Below are 16,643 nucleotides of genomic sequence, written 5' to 3' on the forward strand. Positions count from 1 at the left end.
TATTACTCACTGAAACGCCATTGAAAACACCTGATATGAGAAATAGAGCATCTCCGCCGAAAACCAATCAGTCAGCATGAACAAACTGGCAAACACCGCCAATAATTTCACCCCGAAAGGCAACGTCTGCTCCTGTATTTGCATTACCGTTTGAAATAGACCAACAACAATCCCTACTATAGTTGCAAAAGCAATAGGAACAGCCGTTAACTTAAGCACTAACAACAATGCATTATTACCAATAAAGAGGATATTATTCATGATGTCATGAGTTCTGTATATTGGGTGATTAACCCCTTGGTTAACAGGCTCCAGCCATTCATCGCAACAAATAGAATTAATTTTATCGGGATAGAGATCGTGACGGGACTCATCATCATCATCCCAAGCGCTAACAGAATGCTGGAAACCACCATATCAATAACAACAAATGGCACGTAGAGATAAAATGCAATCTTGAAGGCACTTTGTATTTCGCTCAACGCATATGCTGGCATCAACGTCATCAACGGTAAAGATTGCATTTCATGCTCTTCCAGTTGAAGCACGCTGTCTTTGTTGCCCTGCTGGACATTGTAGAAAAAATAAATCAGATCGCGATCGGAATAGTGCACCAGATAGTTTCTGTAACTTCCTAACCCTTTATCCATAAACAGGCTGACCGACTGCGTATCATTAAAATTGATATTATTTCGCTCAACAAATTTCAGTATATTCTGGGTGACGGGCATCATAACAAAGGCGGTCATGATCAATGCTATGCCATTCAATGTCAACGTTGAAGGCACTTGCTGAATCCCCAACGCGTTACGAACCATGATAAGCACGATAGAAAATTTTATAAAACAGGTGCCACCGGCAATAATAAAAGGTAACAACGTAAAGAACGACAGCAGTATAATTAATGAGACGTCATTACTCAGCATACATTGAGCCCACTTGCCCCGTTGCAGCGCCGTTCATATTGTTTACCTCTACCGCCAGTGAGCCGTCATCCAGTACAACTAACTCACCACGCGCAAATAGCTTGCGATTCAAATAAATTCTGATCTGTTTTTCCGCATTGCTATTTAACGGCAACTGCGCGCCGGGTTGCAAACTATCCAATTCGCCGACCGTAAGCGTCACCTTATCTAATACAAATTCGATATTGACAGGCAAATTCATCCATTCAAATGTTATTTCATCCTCTTCTCGTAGCGCATCATCTGAGTCAGCGATATAAAACTCCTCCACAAAAACCTCCAGGTCCTGAGTTAAACAAAAATGTGCGATTGGACAACGTTCAATAAGCAGCATGGGATCGTAATGTTCAATACGAATCAAATCGCCTTTGGCTATCGTCACCAGTTGCGCCAATAGCAAGCGGGTAGTGCCCAACATATAGCGCAGGGTAAAAGGAAGATGTTCAAGCCAGGGACGGGAAATCAGTAGCGCCTGTTCTTGGTTCTCCGGCCAGTCACAACACAGTAACGAACAGGGCCTGGCAGGTATAAGCGTAAGTGAAACCGGCAACGATCTTGCAGGAATAGAGGCCTGTTGAATTTCCCACCGTTTATTTGCCACCCACCAATCAGGCTGTTGATGACACAGCCAACGAGAAAGATAGCCAAGCGGCACCTGTTCCCACGCAATACCAGGCAGTTCACACCCACTCGCCGCAGCCCACTCATCGGCATCAACCCATGCCTGGGCACAATTCTGCTCCTCATCCGTTAAATCAAGGCTGAGGTAACGACGCGAGGGACTGGGTTGCGCAATCTCACTGCCCGGAACAGGCAGTGCTGCTTCCCAGGCGACATTGACCTGCTGAGGCCTGCGACGCAACCGCTCCCGCACATTCATTATTGTTCCTCTTCCTGTTCTCGTTGCTGCTGGCCTTGCTGCTGTTCATCGCCCACGCTATCGGGAAGCAAAATGTGCGGAGTCTGCTTTGGCCAGTGATCAAGTTGCCGGGTTAACGCATCGGAGGCGCGCACATCGGACGGTTGCAGAACCATTGCGCTTTCAAACAGGCTGTCACGCCGTAGCGACACCTTGACGGAGTGTTCGCCAAACCAACGTTGGAACGGGTAGCTGATCCGCACCGTTTGATCGTCACGAGAGTCACCAAGGCGCAACGCATTCAACCTCTCTCGCTGTGTAATCGTGGTAAAGGGTGTGGTCATTGGCTCATTACGCTGGGGCTGGGTTACATCCGCTGGCGAGCGGAACGTGCCGTATTGCCCTCTGATGTCATGCACAGGACCCACAGCAGGCACATATTCCGCCACGGGCCGCACATCGACAGCGCTGGACACGTCAGATACTGTGACAGGGTCAGTCATATCAGGCACCTTGCTGTTTCCTTGTTCAAGAAGGGGAACGAAACCCGCTTGACCGTTGGCTTGTACTGTCGTGCTATTTACCACGACGGGCATCCCATCCTGTGCTGTAGCGCAATACGCGATTGTGGGTGAAACAGGTACATCACGCCGACGCATTTCCTGATCGTGTAACTCATGTTTTTTTCCCTTTTCTGTCACTGGCGCTCCGTTCTTTTTCAGGCTCAACGGTTTGTCATGCAGAATTGCAGTGTAATAATGCAAATACGTAATTTTTTCGGAACTGTGTGTTTCCTTCTTTTTCTTTTTCTCCGCTATTTTTTCGAGGGATATTTCACTTTCAGAGTCGGTTTCCGATGACATCTGGGATTTTATTGATGCCTCACCCGGTTTTATCTCCATAACTTACTCTCTCCTCAATATCATTTTCAGTAGTGGTATCTGCACGTTGAAGTTGGTTACGTCGCATACGTTGAAGATTGCGTGCAATATTGCGGTGTCTTTTTTCACACCCGACTATCACGCTCTGACATTGTTCTATTTTTTGTTTTTCAATATCAGCATCATTCTGCAAATCAATAATGCGCTGAGTAATATCTTGCTGGTTACTCATCAATACACCCTGCTGCCGAATACGCTGGTACATTTCACTGCGACTAAGCACCCCAGGCGACATCAACTGAGCAATCTTCGTGCTTATTGCGTCATACTCCCTACGGCATTGCGCAATGGCGTAAAACATCTCATCCAATAGCGCTTCACTCTTTTTTTTATCATGCCCGGCACGATGTTGTTTATGCTCCAGCAAAGCCAAAAAAGCATGTCCTTTACGCCAGGCATGCATAAAGTTTATCCAAACACGTGGTTATCTCGATTTTCTGCGTCATGTCCTGTTTGAGAAAATCCTCCATCTGCTCCTTTTTATTCAGCGCCGTATCGTTTTCTGCATTCTCTCCTGGCTGGTATTCTCCCAGGTCCAGATACAGTTGCATATCTCGTTGCCGAAACAGCAATTCTCGAAAACGTGCTGCGGCACGCTGTTGCTCTGATGGCGTGATATGAAGAAACACACGACTAATACTTTGTAAAATATCAATCGCCGGATAATGTGCTTGAGCAGCCAACCTTTTACTCAGATAAATATGTCCATCGAGAATAGAACGAACTTCATCGCCAATAACATCCGGTTCTTCTTCATTCTCAATCAATACCGTATAGAAGGCCGTTATTGAACCCTGATGAAAACGTCCAGGCCGCTCCAACAGCTTGGGTAATGCTTCAAACACCGAGGCGGGATAACCGCGTCTGGCCGGCATTTCCCCCATGCTAAGTGCGGTATCACGCAGCGCACGCGCATAACGGGTTATTGAATCAATAAACAGCAGGACATGCTTCCCTTTAGCGCTAAAATATTCCGCCACACGTGTCGCTATCTGCGCGGCATTATAACGTTCAATACACGACCGGTCTGATGTGGCGTAAACCAGCACCACTTGCGCACTGCGCGGGGATTGTTTTAGCGTTTCGATAAACTCGGTAACTTCACGCCCGCGTTCTCCAATCAGACCAATAACATAAATGTCCGCTTCGGAATGCTCAATCAGCATGCTCATTAACGATGTTTTGCCACAGCCAGCAGAGGCAAAAATACCCATGCGCTGACCCAAGCCGCACGTGAGCAGCCCGTCGATCGCTCGTACTCCCGTCACCAGTGGCGTATCAATCGGCCTGCGCTGAGTAAAATCTTTGGCTTCTCCTTGCACCGTCAGCACATGCTTCACGCCGGAATCGCGCGACGCGTTGCTATCGAGCCGAGCGCGGACATTGCCCATCGCATCAAGAACAGTGCCAGCAACATCGTCATTCAGCGCAATCTTGAACGGGTTACCCGTCGGATAGAGCACATTGCGACGAGAAAACCCCTGGTTATCATTTAGCAGGCTTAATAGCGTGTACTCGTGATTAAAACCAATGACTTGCGCAAGCCCTACTCGTGTTGAATCCTGAAGGGAACGCTGCACCTCGCACACCTCGCCAATATAGGTACCGGGTAAATAGGCCTCTATTACATTTCCCTGAATTCTTACAGGGTGAGCAAGATGGACAAAGTTTTGCGCGACCATGGTTGCACTCCCGTCTTTAATTTAATGCAGTGCGATACTGCTGCAACACCGTTAAAAAGGTATCCAGCATCTCCATGAATGCGGAGGCTGACTCACAATGTTTTTCTTTTACCTGAGCGCGAAGATCTAAACTGTTATCAATCTGATATAGACAAGGTTGCCCTGCATGAAACACCTCTTCGTTATGCGCCAATAACAATGGAAACAGATTGGCACTGCAATAACTCAGGGTAGAAAGATTGAATTCGCCCAACTGCGCCCAAACCCAAATTTCCTCATCATTACTCTTGATATGGATAGTGGGAATATCATCCTTCATATGTAACGATATCGTAGAGTGATTATTCAGGTCTTTATCAAGAACCTCTGACATCCCCACTTCAGCTAAAATCTCGGTTAGCAACGCAACAACATCATATTGCATAATTCACCCGTTAGTTTTGTAGTAAACCTATAACATCAATGTCCACGCTTTGTGAAATTTCACCAAATGAGAGCACATCCATTTCAGGATAATGCTCTTCGACCAGTTTTTTCACAAAGCGTCGAATATCAAGAGATACCATTAAAATAATATCCCTGGCATTGACTCCGTTGCCATGAATACTTTTTTCTAAACACTGCATAATTCGCTCAGTTTCTGGTGGAGGCAAGTTGATAAAGGTTCCCCCCGACGTTTGTCTGATACCATTACGCACTACCGCTTCCAACTCATGCGACATAACAAACGCACGAATTTTTCCTTCCGTAGAAAATCGGTTTGATATATAGCGCGATAACACACCGCGCACATGCTCCACTAACATAATGGGATCTTTTTCTTTCGGAGCCCACTGTACTAATGCCTCAAGAATTAACCTCATGTTCCTGATAGAAATACGTTCTTGCAGCAAACGTTGAAAAACCTCAGTAATACGCTGAACGGTATTATTTCTGTAACACTCTTTAAGTAATTCCGGATATTTTTTATCAAGATCGTCAAGCAGCATTTTCGCCTCCTGGATACCGAAAAACTCGGTAATGTTTCTCGCCAGCAGTGTCGATGCGCAAACGTAAAATTCATCCTGTGCACTACGCGTATAAAATCCAAGACTGTGTGCTTTTTTGCACTGTTCCTCCGGGAGCCAATAGGTTTTTACTTGATCAATTTCATTAACCTGTACATTGCTGTCCAGAACCTGGTACTCATCACCGCGTAGCAAGATCTTATGCATACCGGGAAAGAGCGGGAAGCTGGCCGCCTCAATCTCATTAATTAAAATGACGACGGTATTTTGTGGTGTATCCGATTTATAGTTCATCACCACATCAGGTAAACGAACACCGTACTCGATAAAAAAGTGGCGTTTTAAATACGATGAAAAACCATATTGGTTTACTATTTTTTCATGCCCAGAAAATGCAGTAACGATTAAAGGAATGGTTTCAGGGATAAACTCACCATCGATTACCACAGGTTTTCCCTTATCTTCACCCTCGTTCTCTTTCTGATCTGAACGTGATGCCATTGCTCCCCGCTGTTTTTCTTCCCGCCGGTGTTTGAAATAGAGTCCAAACAGCAGTGCGGCCAATAACAGAAATACCGCCAATGGAAAACCTGGCAGCAGACCGAGCGCAATGGCAAGAATGCCGGTAACCACCAATATAAATTTATTGGAAAACATGTCGTGGATGATTTTGGATCCCAGATTATTATCTTCATTGTTGTTTACCCGAGTAACAATCAAACCACCACTGATAGAAATGAGGAGTGCAGGTATCTGTGCAACTAACGCATCACCTATCGTCAACAGCGTATAGACTGAAAGCGCTGTCGACATACTCATCCCATGTTGCATCATCCCAACAGAAATGCCGCCTAGCAGATTAACGAATATGATGACGATCCCGGCAATTGCATCACCTTTGATAAATTTCATCGCACCATCCAGTGCGCCATAAAGTTGACTTTCGGCCTCCAATACCGTTCGCCGCTGCCTTACTTCATTTTCATCAATCACTCCCGCTTTAAGATCGGCATCGATGCTCATTTGTTTTCCAGGCATGGCATCGAGAGAAAAACGCGCCGCCACCTCAGCGATACGCTCAGAACCTTTCGTAATAACAATAAATTGGACGATAGTGACGATAAAGAAAATAACGAAACCGACAATCAGATTATCGGCAATCACGAACTCCCCGAAACTGGCAATAATGTCCCCAGCATCAGCATCCATCAACACTAAACGACTCGTACTGATGGATATCGCCAATCGAAAAATGGTACTGATCAATAAAATGGCAGGAAACGATGAAAAATCGAGAATCCGGTTAATGTAAAATGACCCTAAAAATATCATCAATGCCATTGTCAAATTAAAAGCAATAAGAAAATCGACCACATATGTAGGCAAAGGGATAATCAGCATCACGACGACAAGAATCATTATCAATAAAATAATGAGTTCAGGACGGTTTCTAATTTGTAGAATAAAATTCTGTAGCATCATATTTCAACGTCATGTCTATATCAAAGTGGTTATGCTTTAGATTAGGTGTAGTAATCAGACCACGGACCTTGTCGACGCTCTTTATCATGAAAAGAAGCAAGCAGCGAAGAAATAAAATTTAATAGATATTTCCGACACTCGGGTTCAATGTACATTCTTTCTGGCGTTTTATTATACACACCTCTTAATATCTGAATCACCGTTGCACGTTGTGTTAACAGTAAACGCTGCATAAAATCATGGTTAAAATGATAAAGCGAACCTTCAAATTGATGGCTTGCGACAATGCCATTGAGGTAAAGTATGACTATATCACTTTCATCCATTATTTTTATTTCATTTTTTAAACTCTCACGAAACGGCAGCGTAGAAAATTGTTCATTCAATAGTAAATCCAAGGTGTGAATAGTTCTGGCATCAGACAACCGATCGCTTAACGGACCAAATTCATCAAAATGGATACCCGGCTCACTCGATTTCATATCGGCAATAAGCGCATTCATGGTAAAAGCTAATAAACGCTGCCGGTTATGGCATCCGTATTGTTCTATCCAGTCCTGGTAGATAAAGCTGCCGGGCAGATCCAATTCTAAAAAGCGCAAGTAACAGTCGCGCAAGTCTCCAGCGGAGAGGCTTTGCTGGCCCTCCATGCTGCTAAAACGTTTTGCAAGACGGCCGATATTGATGCCGGAACGCATTTTCGGGCAATCCGAGAATTTTTCGAGATCGGCCATCGCCTCTTTTATTCTTTTCTTTTGTAACGCAGAAAGTTGACGATTAAGCATCAGTTCACGCAATGCCAGCATCAAGTCGCTGTCATTGGGGAAGAGACTTCTGCCGTATTTCAGCAGTCCATCTCTGTTCAAGGACAGCCTGGACACTTGCTTAATCAAAGCATCGTGCTTTTCGTCAGCCTTCTCTTCCAACATGGAAGAAAGAAAGTCATGCTCAATACTGTCGTTCCTGCGGCCCATTCGGCTAAAACGACCAAATGTACTCAGCACATCGGCAAATTCTTCGGCAGCATTGCTGATCTGCTCTTGCAGGTTCGCCACTGGCTGGTGCTCACCCTCCTCACTGGTGGCTGACACCGTTAACCTGTTGTTCTCCTCCCTAAAATCCGTGCGCAGGAGGCTTGCTCGCCCAAGAGGAGGTATTGCCATCTACATGCCTTGCCGTTTGTTCATAAATTGCCGCAACATGGTGACCGTTGACTGCAGTGTTGCCGTATCTGCGCCGACAAGGTTTCGACCCAGTACCGGGTTATTGTCCCAACGCCCTTGCCAGGTTTCACCATATGCCAACAAGCGTGGCTGAATAAGAAAAAGCCGTACCATGTTTCTATGGCTGGTATAGGTGTAATCAAACAGCTTTCCCACTAGTGGGATATCTTTGAGCAATGGAATACCAGCACCACGCAGCTCATCCTGTTCGCGACTGTAACCGCCAATCAACAGGCTGTAGCCCATCGGAACACGGGCTGTGGTACTGATTTGCGTATTGTTCACAACGGGCAACGTATCAATACTCTCCGTGACGCCATTAACTTGCGGTATTTTTCCATCCTGGATATTGAGTATCATCTCAATTTCCTGGCTTTGTTTCCCTAAACGAGGAATAACACTGATCATCGTGCCAAATGTCACTTTCTCTAATGATGAGTAACGTTCTCCCAATAATCGGGTATAGAAACTGCTATTATTATCAAACAACGCTGGGACATTTTCCTGGGTAAGAAGCTCTGGCCGAGAAACCACTTGTGCATTTCCCTTCTCAACCAGCGCACTGACTTTTGTTAGAAAATTCATACTATTGGTTGGATTCAATGCGCTTGTAGCGCCATTAAAATTAATACCAACATTTCCTATACTTGCCTGACCTTGCCACGCTACCCCTAAGGTTTCTACATCATTTTTCGAGATGTCGATAATCCAGAGTGAAAGTTGGATTTGCTGTTTGGCAATATCTATCGCACGAATAATATCGTCCACAAAGGCAACCTGTTTTTCACTACCCTGGATCAGTAAACTATTGGTATCGGTATACGCAACAATATTTATTGCATTACCCTCCACGCCGTTGAATGCCTCATCTTGACGGGGTCGCTGGCTATAATTGTCTCCTGTTGACGGAAGTAGGTTTCTCATTTGGCGAATATATCCACCATCCTGGGTGTAGCGCATGTCATTTTCAATGGCATCTGGCTCACCAGATAGCGTTATATTGGCACTATTATGACTCTTCCTGCTGTTGAGCAATTGATTGAGTACCGTCGCCACCCCCGGAATAGTGATTGGCGTATCTCGCAGTGAATATGCCCGATCGTTAACAAAGGTATTTTTCAACTTGATTACCCTGATAACGTTCTCTCCAGCACCTGGCTGAGAGTAGGTACTATCAATATACTTTGCCGCTGCTGCCACGAGTTCAACATAAACGGGCGGTCCCGATAGATAAAACGAACCGGAACCACTGTGAGACCGCGGTGGGAAACGATCGTCATATAATCCCGTCGATTGTAAGTAGGCCTCCAGGCGATTAAACGAAGCATAGGCCAGCTTGATTACGCGGCTCTGCATCTCATTGACATCGTAGACATAAATCGAACTGCCATCGTCATACCAGATCAAGGCTATACGGGCCGATAACATATTTAATAACTGGCGCGGGTTCGTCAAATCAAAATTACCTGAAATACGTTTTTTAGCAGCTTCCACGCTGACAATAACAGGTTTTTTCAATACCCCACCGAGCACATAAAAAAGTTGCTGGACGCTATTATTATTAGCAACATACGTCGTTGTGTTATCAGCTGAAAAAGCGTCCCTGCTGTTTATTTCATCATTCTGTGTCATGCTCTCTATCGGCAACGCACCCGATACAGGAAAAACCATGCTGATTCCTATAACAACCCCTAGTAGATAAAAATCCATTTTACCTATTCTATTCATTCAGAAAGCCTTCCAAATTTTTGAATTCCCTTGGGGTTATACCAAAAAGTGTTTTGATTTCCGTGGAGAAATGAGATGATGATGCATAACCGTTATTCCAGGCCACGGTAGCAATCGACTCATCATTCTCAATCAGTTGCAGCGCACTGTAGGCAGCTCGCCACATTCTGAGCTGTTTTTTCGGTCCACAGGTAAAAGCGTTATAGCAAAGCTTCCTAAAATAGGATTCTGAAACACCATATTCTTTACAAGAATTATAAAGTTTGTGTGACTTCATGCTTTTACTGTTATCAAGAACTTGATCCAGCAAGAACTGTGCAACCCAATAGCTCTCGATACCGCGAATGAAATGACATAATTTATTGATAACATCCGTATCGCTGATAAAGTCACGACAAAAAACCAAATCCATAAAACTCATTTGTGCGTTGTCAATGACCGCACAAAAAATTTTCTCGGTCTCGAACAGGACTTTATGTTGTAAAGGAGCAGCATTCGCCCCCCATAGTCGAGAGGACTCTTTAAAGCGGTATTCAGTGAAGGCTAAAAAGGTCGCCAACTGGGTAATCAACGATCGTCCCACCAACCATTTGCCATGAAGCGATAACTCAATAGCACTATTTGATACCAATACCGCAGATTGATCTCCCGTAAAGGTGACGCGTTCCCGGCTATTCATTATAGAAAAGGTAAATGTCGACTCAGGGGTCAATGGCCTGATAAAGAATAATGAGTCATTAACCCTAAATGTTTCATCAGTGATGACTGAATCTTCAACCATTGCATTATAACCAGGGGTGTATTTACAATTCTGGAGGTTTGTATTAATAGCAATACTCTTACTCTGGTTATTCTGAAGCTCTCTAGACATAGTGACCTCTGTATAATTCGCATGACATTTAAAGAAAATTGCGTCAGCCATACTGAACTGCGCAGCTCATACGCTCTAGAATAATAGCGAGCCCACGATAGCTATCGGTGCGGTGTGTAGGGCCAGAATATTCACTTAAAAACAAGAGGTCAATACACATCAAAAAATGTAAAAATAAATTAATCAAGATAATATATATATCACAGAAATATCATAATTATATTTGCACGCATCACCAACGAACACACGCTTCCTTTAGAAGGTGGCAATATTATCTTTTTATCAAGCACCCTGAGCTGCATCGTAACCTATTGATGTGAAATCAAAAAAAACCACATCAAACGTGATAATATCAAAAGCATAAAATAACCAAATCAACAACACAAAACATAACAATAAATAAAAAAATCAAAAAAAACTCAACACCACGCCATTGCCATATCAAATTATGTCGCTATCATGTCCCTACATTTTTTCATCCGGCCCTGTACAGAGCGTCATAATCATATTTAGCTAAAGGATATCTCCAACCGTATCAGTAAAGTTTGATACACGAGTGTATTCACTCGTCGAAAACCGTCATTGTGATCATACATAGCTTCATTATTAATTATTAAGAGTAGGGCGACATCAAGAATTGCCACTCATTTCAAGGAACAAACTATTTAGGGTAGCCATATGGATGAAAAACACATTGATGACAATACGACAAACAGAGAAATTTTCACCCTAAAAATCCTTTTTGGCCCCATGTATGGTTGCGAACTAAACCTGCCTGTGGATAACTACTTCTTTAACATTCATCCCGAAATAAAGCAGAGTAGCACAGGTGGTGATATGCAAGAAGGGGTTGCGAACATGGCCTCATTTGCTTGCAAAACTTTATATATTCCTTGCGAAGTCGATTCAGACAATCTTCGGCTCTATTTGACTGAAAAATTGGAAATTGATGGAAAATCCGGATATCAGGTTGACATACTGGGACCCGATAACTCACAAACAGTACTCATCGAAGAGAATGTTTTTTTTCAACAAGGAAATATACGACTTGCACTTAAAAAAAATCATGATAAATGGTCAGATGAAATATCCACGTCTAATTGGGTAAAAGCAAACCAAACGCTCTCACTCTCGGATGCCTCTCTAAGAAGAGCCAAAAAGGATAACCTAAAAACGTATTCCTATTCTTTGCTTATATTAACAATTTTTTGTATTTGCACTTACATTGCCTGGTATAACTATTCGCAGCAATCCAGTCAAATAGTCTCACTCAATGCCGTCCTTGCTGGATCGCCGGCACCACTGAAGATCATTAAATCTGACAATCAGATTTATGTTTTTGGAGAGGGATATCAAGAAATTGCCTGGTTACATGACGTTCTCTACAAACTCAATGAAACCACCAAAGTTACCCCGATATGGACATCAAGAACACGAAAGGAAGTGATAAAAAAACTGCATAACAAGGGGTTTCCTATTTTACAGTTGGATTTGACGCTGCCCGAATTTCCTCAACTGTATACCTACAGGAAACTCGATAATGAACAGGAAACTTCATTAAAAACACAGGCACATCAATCACTCCCTTATGCAAAACGTATTGATGTTTTTTTTAGAGATAAAGAATCCCTTGTAAAGCAAGCCCAGCATGGACTTGAGCGTATTCAGATTCTCTACCGCTGTGTCACTACAGATAATGGCTTTGCACTGATCATCAGAGATGACCTTAGTGACAGTGCAATAAATGCACTCAATATTTTTATTACTGATTTTTACAATCAATGGGGGGATCAGATCGTTAGTTTCTCGATCAACATGAATGAAAACATTCTCAAAGATAAGTCTTACCTTAACGCAAAAGAGGGATATCTTTTCATATCCCCTACGCATTGGTATTTTCCACTAAACAAAAAGGATATAAATTATGGCTGATACAAAATACACCCCGCAACACGTTGACACTATTTTTCTCGACAAGATGTCGGGCGAATTTGAAGCGGGTGCAAAAACCTTAATGGAACATTTGAACACAGCCAAAACGGCACTGACTGCTGATCCCTCGAATCCCTCTGTTCTGGCTGACTATCAGTCCAAGTTGCAGGCTTACACGCTATTTAGAAACGCACAAACAAGCACGATAAAAGCCTATAAAGATATCGGTGCAGCCATTATTCAGAACTTCCGCTAATGCTGTGTTGACTGCTTTCATCTTATTCTTACTCGAGGAATGTTTATGGAACTGACAAATAAAACGTTGGTTGAGTTAACGCAACTGACGCCGGAAAAAAATGATTGGGAAGAGACAGACTCGACGCGAGTCCACGACCAAGCATTTTCCATGCTGGTATCCACTACCTTTAAGCAAATGAGTGAAACAGATGAGCAATTTAAACAAGCCATTAATGCCCTTAGCAACTCACCACAGTTTACCAGTAACCCAGAAGCATTATTACAACTGCAAAACTATCTTGGAGAATACAGTAATTACGTTTCATTAATCAGCACGCTGGCTCGTAAAGGCGTTAGCACGATAGAAACGCTGGAAAAAGCACAATGATGTTTCGCAAATGCGCCAAAAAGCTGCTGGCCACGCTACTCGCCATGTTACTCATGGCGTGTAATGAGAGCCACCTGCTTGAAAATTTGACGCAGCAACAAGCAAATCAGGTGTTGGCTGTTTTACAGCAATACGATATTGCGGCCCAAAAGCAAGGCGGTGGGAAAGGCGGCTACACGATCACCATTAACCGGGCTGAGGCCACTGCTGCATTATCGATTATCAATCTCTACCAGTTGCCCTGGTCAGGTGATGTACAAATCGGGCAGGCATTCCCGGAGAGCGCATTGGTAGCGTCTCCCAACGCAGAGCAGGCCAGGGTCATATCACTGCAAGAGCAACGCCTTGAACAGTCATTACGCATTATTAGCCAGGTGGTAAATGCGAAAGTCCACATCAGTTACCCATTATTTAGCAATGATGCCGCCAATCGTTTCACCTCCGATCATGTCGGTGTGATCATTACTCATAAGGGAAATATTGATGAAAGCGTATTTATTTCGCAGGTAAAGTCACTGATTAAAAACAGTCTTAGTAATATTCGCTATGAAAACATTTCTGTAGTGCTTTTTGCTGTTCCCGCTATTCAATACGTTCCCCCTACAAAAGTGCGTTCTGTCGACTTTACGGTTTGGCAAGGCGCGCTGATACTTGCGCTACTCATGGTGTTAATGACAGGAATTTATTTCATCGCCAAGATGATGCGCCGTTCAACGCCCAATGATGCGGTAACACCGATGACGCATGAGAAGGAGCCACCGGCATGAATATTTGTCATGAGCAGCTCTTTCGTATTCTGTACCACCCAGTCGCTTACGCACACCCTTCTCATCTACCGGATACCTGGCGCGCAAAGGAGCGCGCCAGCGAACCCTTACTGAATTACTGGCTTTATAGACGCTACCAACTTGCCTCCCCCCCAAAAAACTGGGATGCATCATGCACGCTGGCGGCAGTCATGATAAAGCAATGGCATAACATGCCGGACATTGCTCATTTATTAGGGGGGTATCTTCTTAAATCATCAATGTCAGATCTCAACCTGGCGCTATTTTCAGATCCACAATTGCTTAATTTTATTGCATTGCCACTGATGCACCATGTCGATCCCGGCCCGCTTAAGCAAGGACGGTATACGATGCTGGCTTGTGGGGCAAGGTTCATATTAAATCAATGCCATCCGATTCCACAGGCCCTGCAACAACGATTTATGTTGTTGTTCCCCACCGGCATTGAACTCCCAAAAATAGACGCGCCACCTACACCCGATCATCTCAACTTATTCAATATGGCCACGCATTATGCGAACAATTTCCCTGGCAGAACTGCCTGAAGAGTGCCGCGACTCAGTACTGATTAGGTCTAAAAATCGTAAACAACAATGCCGTTCCCAAAATGCCATTGAGCATACCTTACGCCGCTGCCATGAGATTTATGATGAACAAAAGCAGACATCCGAGGAGATAAAAAAGCAGAAAGAAAAGGAAGGATTTTCCGCAGGTTTCAAACTGTTCTTCACCACAATGCTTTCCATGCTGAACGACTATGAAACGCTACAGCATCAACGCTGGACAGAGCAGCGCCAACATTTGCAGAAGGCGCTGACCCAAACCTTGCACGATCCGATCATCGTTGAATACGTGGTTACACAGTTAAACGCGCATTGCAGCCATAGCGATGCGATGACGCTTATCTTGCCCGAGGGTGTCGCGGTACCTGACCTATCGCCACATTTGACGTGTTTAACCACTCATGAAAATCACATTACGCTGCAATGTGGCTCGCACGCACTACGCTTTCCTGCGCAAGCACTTTGCCAGCAATGGATGACACAGGCTGATAGCGAAACACAGGAATTCACACAGCAACTGGATGCATTAACGCCAGCAACGCTACAAGAGATTATTGACATGCTGCAACAGGCTATACCCACTTTCACATACACTGCCAAGGATGAAGATTGATGATATCACGCACCCAACCCGAAGGAATTAATCCCGTATCGAATCATGTCCCTGGCCCAGACAATGATGGCTTCGACGCCCTGGTTTTGCACTACCTTAGCGTTAATCATCCGCAGGGCAATCTGCAAAGCATACTGGAAAAACTGAAAGCGCTTGCGCCCAACTCACCATTAACGTTAATGGCTCTGAGTAGAGCAGTAAATGTCGCTAACGCAAAGATGCGCAAGGACCCCGCACATGCGCAATACGCGAATACGATTCTCTACAAAAGGGCCATGCAACTTACAGGTACTAATATCCTATACACGACGATGATGAATGATATATTTTTCCCTACGGATGAGGAGAATACGGTTCTGGACAAATTTTAACACCATCATGGCATTGCTTTAGACATTAGCAGAGAGTGACCAACGCCACCTTTAAAAGGTGGCAAGGAGCGCCTGTTTAGCGTTGATTTGTCCATTCCGACGAGTGAACTTCACCATCTTGCTCAATGACAACCGAATGTCCCGAGGTCATCGAATTTTTCGTTAAATACCATAACAGGTAAGCCGTAATGATAAACACCACAACCAGCACTGCATTCCTGAGACGCATATTTTTTTTCTTTGGCCTGACACAAGGAGAAATCGCCAATGAATTGACAGGAATGGATGTCAGATTGATCAATGAGGTTCTGTCATAAACAAACTGCCCACACGACGTGTCATACTGCGCCGTATAGAGGGTTTCTACTTCAGGGTGAGTGCTAAAAGCATCCTCCACCACACCTGCCTGAGGCTCATCAAAAGAAGGGGTCACACCAAAACGGTATCCCAACTTAGGGATAGTCACGATGATTTGCTTATCTTTATCCTGCAAATTACGCCGCAGTGCGCGGATCACCTGCGCAATGCTTTGCGATGTTACATATCCCCCTTCCCACACACAGGACAGGAAATCATCCTGTGACACGGGATGAGGGTATCTTTCGCAAAGCAGAGCCAACACATCGGACTCCTTTTTCCTTAATTGATATAAGGTGTCACCACAGCTTAATGTCCTGAGCTTGGGGCTAAAAATGAAGCCAAGAAAGTAAATATTGCCATCATTCATTAAGCTAATGTTCATTTGCATATCCGCCTGATATTTTATCTAACAAAGGAATCCACCATCAGGGAATTCTCACTACAAACCATGGTGGCAGTGATTACCTCTCCTCCTTAAATGTCTGCCACCAAGATACTCATCATCCATCCTTATGATAACCCACCATAAAAACGCACCTTGATTGGTTCATGCAGCAGCGAAAATATTTTATAAAAACATGAAGTGAAATAATAAAAACGATGTTTTGATTTCTAATACATTGTTTTTTTCTT

At 44.0% G+C, this 16,643-nt stretch carries 19 protein-coding genes; 7 read left to right on the forward strand and 12 right to left on the reverse strand.

The features are described 5' to 3' along the window. Positions 1–6: 6 nt before the first annotated feature. From sctS to J5067_RS09695, 11 genes are all read right to left on the reverse strand, one after another. Positions 7–261: a type III secretion system export apparatus subunit SctS gene (gene sctS / locus J5067_RS09645; RefSeq protein ID WP_264644852.1), complete on the reverse strand. Its 255-nt coding sequence runs from the start codon at positions 259–261 to the stop codon at positions 7–9. Continuing rightward, positions 258–926: an EscR/YscR/HrcR family type III secretion system export apparatus protein gene (locus J5067_RS09650; RefSeq protein WP_264650991.1), complete on the reverse strand. Its 669-nt coding sequence runs from the start codon at positions 924–926 to the stop codon at positions 258–260. The genes sctS and J5067_RS09650 overlap by 4 nt, the downstream gene beginning before the upstream one ends. Beyond that, a complete protein-coding gene (locus tag J5067_RS09655; protein ID WP_264650992.1) occupies positions 916–1,845 on the reverse strand; it encodes a FliM/FliN family flagellar motor switch protein in 930 nt (309 codons plus the stop codon). Before J5067_RS09655 ends, J5067_RS09650 begins: the two co-directional genes overlap by 11 nt. After that, a complete protein-coding gene (locus tag J5067_RS09660) occupies positions 1,845–2,327 on the reverse strand; it encodes a hypothetical protein (protein ID WP_264650993.1) in 483 nt (160 codons plus the stop codon). The genes J5067_RS09655 and J5067_RS09660 overlap by 1 nt, the downstream gene beginning before the upstream one ends. Positions 2,328–2,706: 379 nt before the next feature. Continuing rightward, positions 2,707–3,168: a hypothetical protein gene (locus tag J5067_RS09665; protein WP_264628432.1), complete on the reverse strand. Its 462-nt coding sequence runs from the start codon at positions 3,166–3,168 to the stop codon at positions 2,707–2,709. Continuing rightward, positions 3,152–4,447 (reverse strand): type III secretion system ATPase SctN, encoded by a 1,296-nt coding sequence (gene sctN, locus J5067_RS09670; protein ID WP_264650994.1) that lies wholly within the window; start codon positions 4,445–4,447, stop codon positions 3,152–3,154. Before sctN ends, J5067_RS09665 begins: the two co-directional genes overlap by 17 nt. 16 nt (positions 4,448–4,463) lie before the next feature. After that, the gene (locus J5067_RS09675; protein ID WP_264627866.1) at positions 4,464–4,871 is read right to left on the reverse strand and encodes a hypothetical protein; all 408 of its coding nucleotides are present in this window, start codon (positions 4,869–4,871) and stop codon (positions 4,464–4,466) included. Between the two features lie 10 nt (positions 4,872–4,881). Then, positions 4,882–6,933 (reverse strand): EscV/YscV/HrcV family type III secretion system export apparatus protein, encoded by a 2,052-nt coding sequence (locus J5067_RS09680; protein ID WP_264645075.1) that lies wholly within the window; start codon positions 6,931–6,933, stop codon positions 4,882–4,884. A gap of 44 nt (positions 6,934–6,977) precedes the next feature. Next, complete coding sequence (locus J5067_RS09685) at positions 6,978–8,099, reverse strand: HrpJ domain-containing protein (protein WP_264650995.1); 1,122 nt, start codon at positions 8,097–8,099, stop codon at positions 6,978–6,980. Further along, positions 8,100–9,887 (reverse strand): type III secretion system outer membrane ring subunit SctC, encoded by a 1,788-nt coding sequence (gene sctC, locus J5067_RS09690; protein ID WP_264650996.1) that lies wholly within the window; start codon positions 9,885–9,887, stop codon positions 8,100–8,102. It abuts the gene before it with no gap. Next, a complete protein-coding gene (locus J5067_RS09695; protein WP_264650997.1) occupies positions 9,880–10,809 on the reverse strand; it encodes a helix-turn-helix domain-containing protein in 930 nt (309 codons plus the stop codon). Before J5067_RS09695 ends, sctC begins: the two co-directional genes overlap by 8 nt. 627 nt (positions 10,810–11,436) lie before the next feature. On the opposite strand from J5067_RS09695, the gene J5067_RS09700 reads away from it, so the two are divergent. From J5067_RS09700 to J5067_RS09730, 7 genes are read left to right on the forward strand one after another with little or no spacing between them, the layout of a single operon-like run. Further along, positions 11,437–12,690 carry a PrgH/EprH family type III secretion apparatus protein gene (locus J5067_RS09700; protein ID WP_264650998.1) on the forward strand — a complete coding sequence of 418 codons (1,254 nt, stop codon included), beginning with the start codon at positions 11,437–11,439 and terminating at the stop codon, positions 12,688–12,690. Then, positions 12,683–12,946, forward strand: a complete 264-nt coding sequence (sctF, locus tag J5067_RS09705) for a type III secretion system needle filament subunit SctF (RefSeq protein WP_264627956.1) — start codon at positions 12,683–12,685, stop codon at positions 12,944–12,946. Before J5067_RS09700 ends, sctF begins: the two co-directional genes overlap by 8 nt. 45 nt (positions 12,947–12,991) lie before the next feature. Further along, on the forward strand, positions 12,992–13,315 hold the full coding sequence (sctI, locus tag J5067_RS09710) for a type III secretion system inner rod subunit SctI (protein WP_264644842.1): 324 nt from the start codon (positions 12,992–12,994) through the stop codon (positions 13,313–13,315). Beyond that, on the forward strand, positions 13,315–14,082 hold the full coding sequence (sctJ, locus tag J5067_RS09715) for a type III secretion system inner membrane ring lipoprotein SctJ (protein ID WP_264645074.1): 768 nt from the start codon (positions 13,315–13,317) through the stop codon (positions 14,080–14,082). The genes sctI and sctJ overlap by 1 nt, the downstream gene beginning before the upstream one ends. Continuing rightward, complete coding sequence (locus tag J5067_RS09720; protein ID WP_264650999.1) at positions 14,079–14,648, forward strand: type III secretion system protein; 570 nt, start codon at positions 14,079–14,081, stop codon at positions 14,646–14,648. Before sctJ ends, J5067_RS09720 begins: the two co-directional genes overlap by 4 nt. Further along, complete coding sequence (locus J5067_RS09725; protein WP_264651000.1) at positions 14,617–15,279, forward strand: hypothetical protein; 663 nt, start codon at positions 14,617–14,619, stop codon at positions 15,277–15,279. Before J5067_RS09720 ends, J5067_RS09725 begins: the two co-directional genes overlap by 32 nt. After that, positions 15,279–15,650, forward strand: coding sequence for a hypothetical protein (locus tag J5067_RS09730; protein ID WP_264628200.1), 372 nt, complete (start codon positions 15,279–15,281; stop codon positions 15,648–15,650). The genes J5067_RS09725 and J5067_RS09730 overlap by 1 nt, the downstream gene beginning before the upstream one ends. Positions 15,651–15,726: 76 nt before the next feature. Here J5067_RS09730 and J5067_RS09735 read toward each other — a convergent pair whose 3' ends face one another. Further along, positions 15,727–16,392, reverse strand: coding sequence for a transcriptional regulator (locus J5067_RS09735; protein ID WP_264644838.1), 666 nt, complete (start codon positions 16,390–16,392; stop codon positions 15,727–15,729). Between the last annotated feature and the right edge of the window lie 251 nt (positions 16,393–16,643).

This window comes from Candidatus Symbiopectobacterium sp. NZEC151 (assembly GCF_025962655.1).
In the GTDB taxonomy this organism is placed as follows: domain Bacteria; phylum Pseudomonadota; class Gammaproteobacteria; order Enterobacterales; family Enterobacteriaceae; genus Symbiopectobacterium.

What these genes read in the sequence shown, in the direction of transcription:
- J5067_RS09720 (WP_264650999.1), top strand. Translation starts at nt 14,079, where the DNA reads ATGAATATTTGTCATGAGCAGCTCTTTCGTATTCTGTACCACCCAGTC.
- sctI (WP_264644842.1), top strand. Translation starts at nt 12,992, where the DNA reads ATGGAACTGACAAATAAAACGTTGGTTGAGTTAACGCAACTGACGCCG.
- J5067_RS09660 (WP_264650993.1), bottom strand. Translation starts at nt 2,327, where the DNA reads ATGACTGACCCTGTCACAGTATCTGACGTGTCCAGCGCTGTCGATGTG.
- J5067_RS09650 (WP_264650991.1), bottom strand. Translation starts at nt 926, where the DNA reads ATGCTGAGTAATGACGTCTCATTAATTATACTGCTGTCGTTCTTTACG.
- J5067_RS09680 (WP_264645075.1), bottom strand. Translation starts at nt 6,933, where the DNA reads ATGCTACAGAATTTTATTCTACAAATTAGAAACCGTCCTGAACTCATT.
- J5067_RS09730 (WP_264628200.1), top strand. Translation starts at nt 15,279, where the DNA reads ATGATATCACGCACCCAACCCGAAGGAATTAATCCCGTATCGAATCAT.
- sctS (WP_264644852.1), bottom strand. Translation starts at nt 261, where the DNA reads ATGAATAATATCCTCTTTATTGGTAATAATGCATTGTTGTTAGTGCTT.
- J5067_RS09685 (WP_264650995.1), bottom strand. Translation starts at nt 8,099, where the DNA reads ATGGCAATACCTCCTCTTGGGCGAGCAAGCCTCCTGCGCACGGATTTT.
- J5067_RS09725 (WP_264651000.1), top strand. Translation starts at nt 14,617, where the DNA reads ATGCGAACAATTTCCCTGGCAGAACTGCCTGAAGAGTGCCGCGACTCA.
- J5067_RS09695 (WP_264650997.1), bottom strand. Translation starts at nt 10,809, where the DNA reads ATGGCTGACGCAATTTTCTTTAAATGTCATGCGAATTATACAGAGGTC.
- J5067_RS09700 (WP_264650998.1), top strand. Translation starts at nt 11,437, where the DNA reads ATGGATGAAAAACACATTGATGACAATACGACAAACAGAGAAATTTTC.
- sctF (WP_264627956.1), top strand. Translation starts at nt 12,683, where the DNA reads ATGGCTGATACAAAATACACCCCGCAACACGTTGACACTATTTTTCTC.
- sctJ (WP_264645074.1), top strand. Translation starts at nt 13,315, where the DNA reads ATGTTTCGCAAATGCGCCAAAAAGCTGCTGGCCACGCTACTCGCCATG.
- J5067_RS09665 (WP_264628432.1), bottom strand. Translation starts at nt 3,168, where the DNA reads ATGCATGCCTGGCGTAAAGGACATGCTTTTTTGGCTTTGCTGGAGCAT.
- J5067_RS09735 (WP_264644838.1), bottom strand. Translation starts at nt 16,392, where the DNA reads ATGAACATTAGCTTAATGAATGATGGCAATATTTACTTTCTTGGCTTC.
- J5067_RS09655 (WP_264650992.1), bottom strand. Translation starts at nt 1,845, where the DNA reads ATGAATGTGCGGGAGCGGTTGCGTCGCAGGCCTCAGCAGGTCAATGTC.
- sctC (WP_264650996.1), bottom strand. Translation starts at nt 9,887, where the DNA reads ATGAATAGAATAGGTAAAATGGATTTTTATCTACTAGGGGTTGTTATA.
- J5067_RS09675 (WP_264627866.1), bottom strand. Translation starts at nt 4,871, where the DNA reads ATGCAATATGATGTTGTTGCGTTGCTAACCGAGATTTTAGCTGAAGTG.
- sctN (WP_264650994.1), bottom strand. Translation starts at nt 4,447, where the DNA reads ATGGTCGCGCAAAACTTTGTCCATCTTGCTCACCCTGTAAGAATTCAG.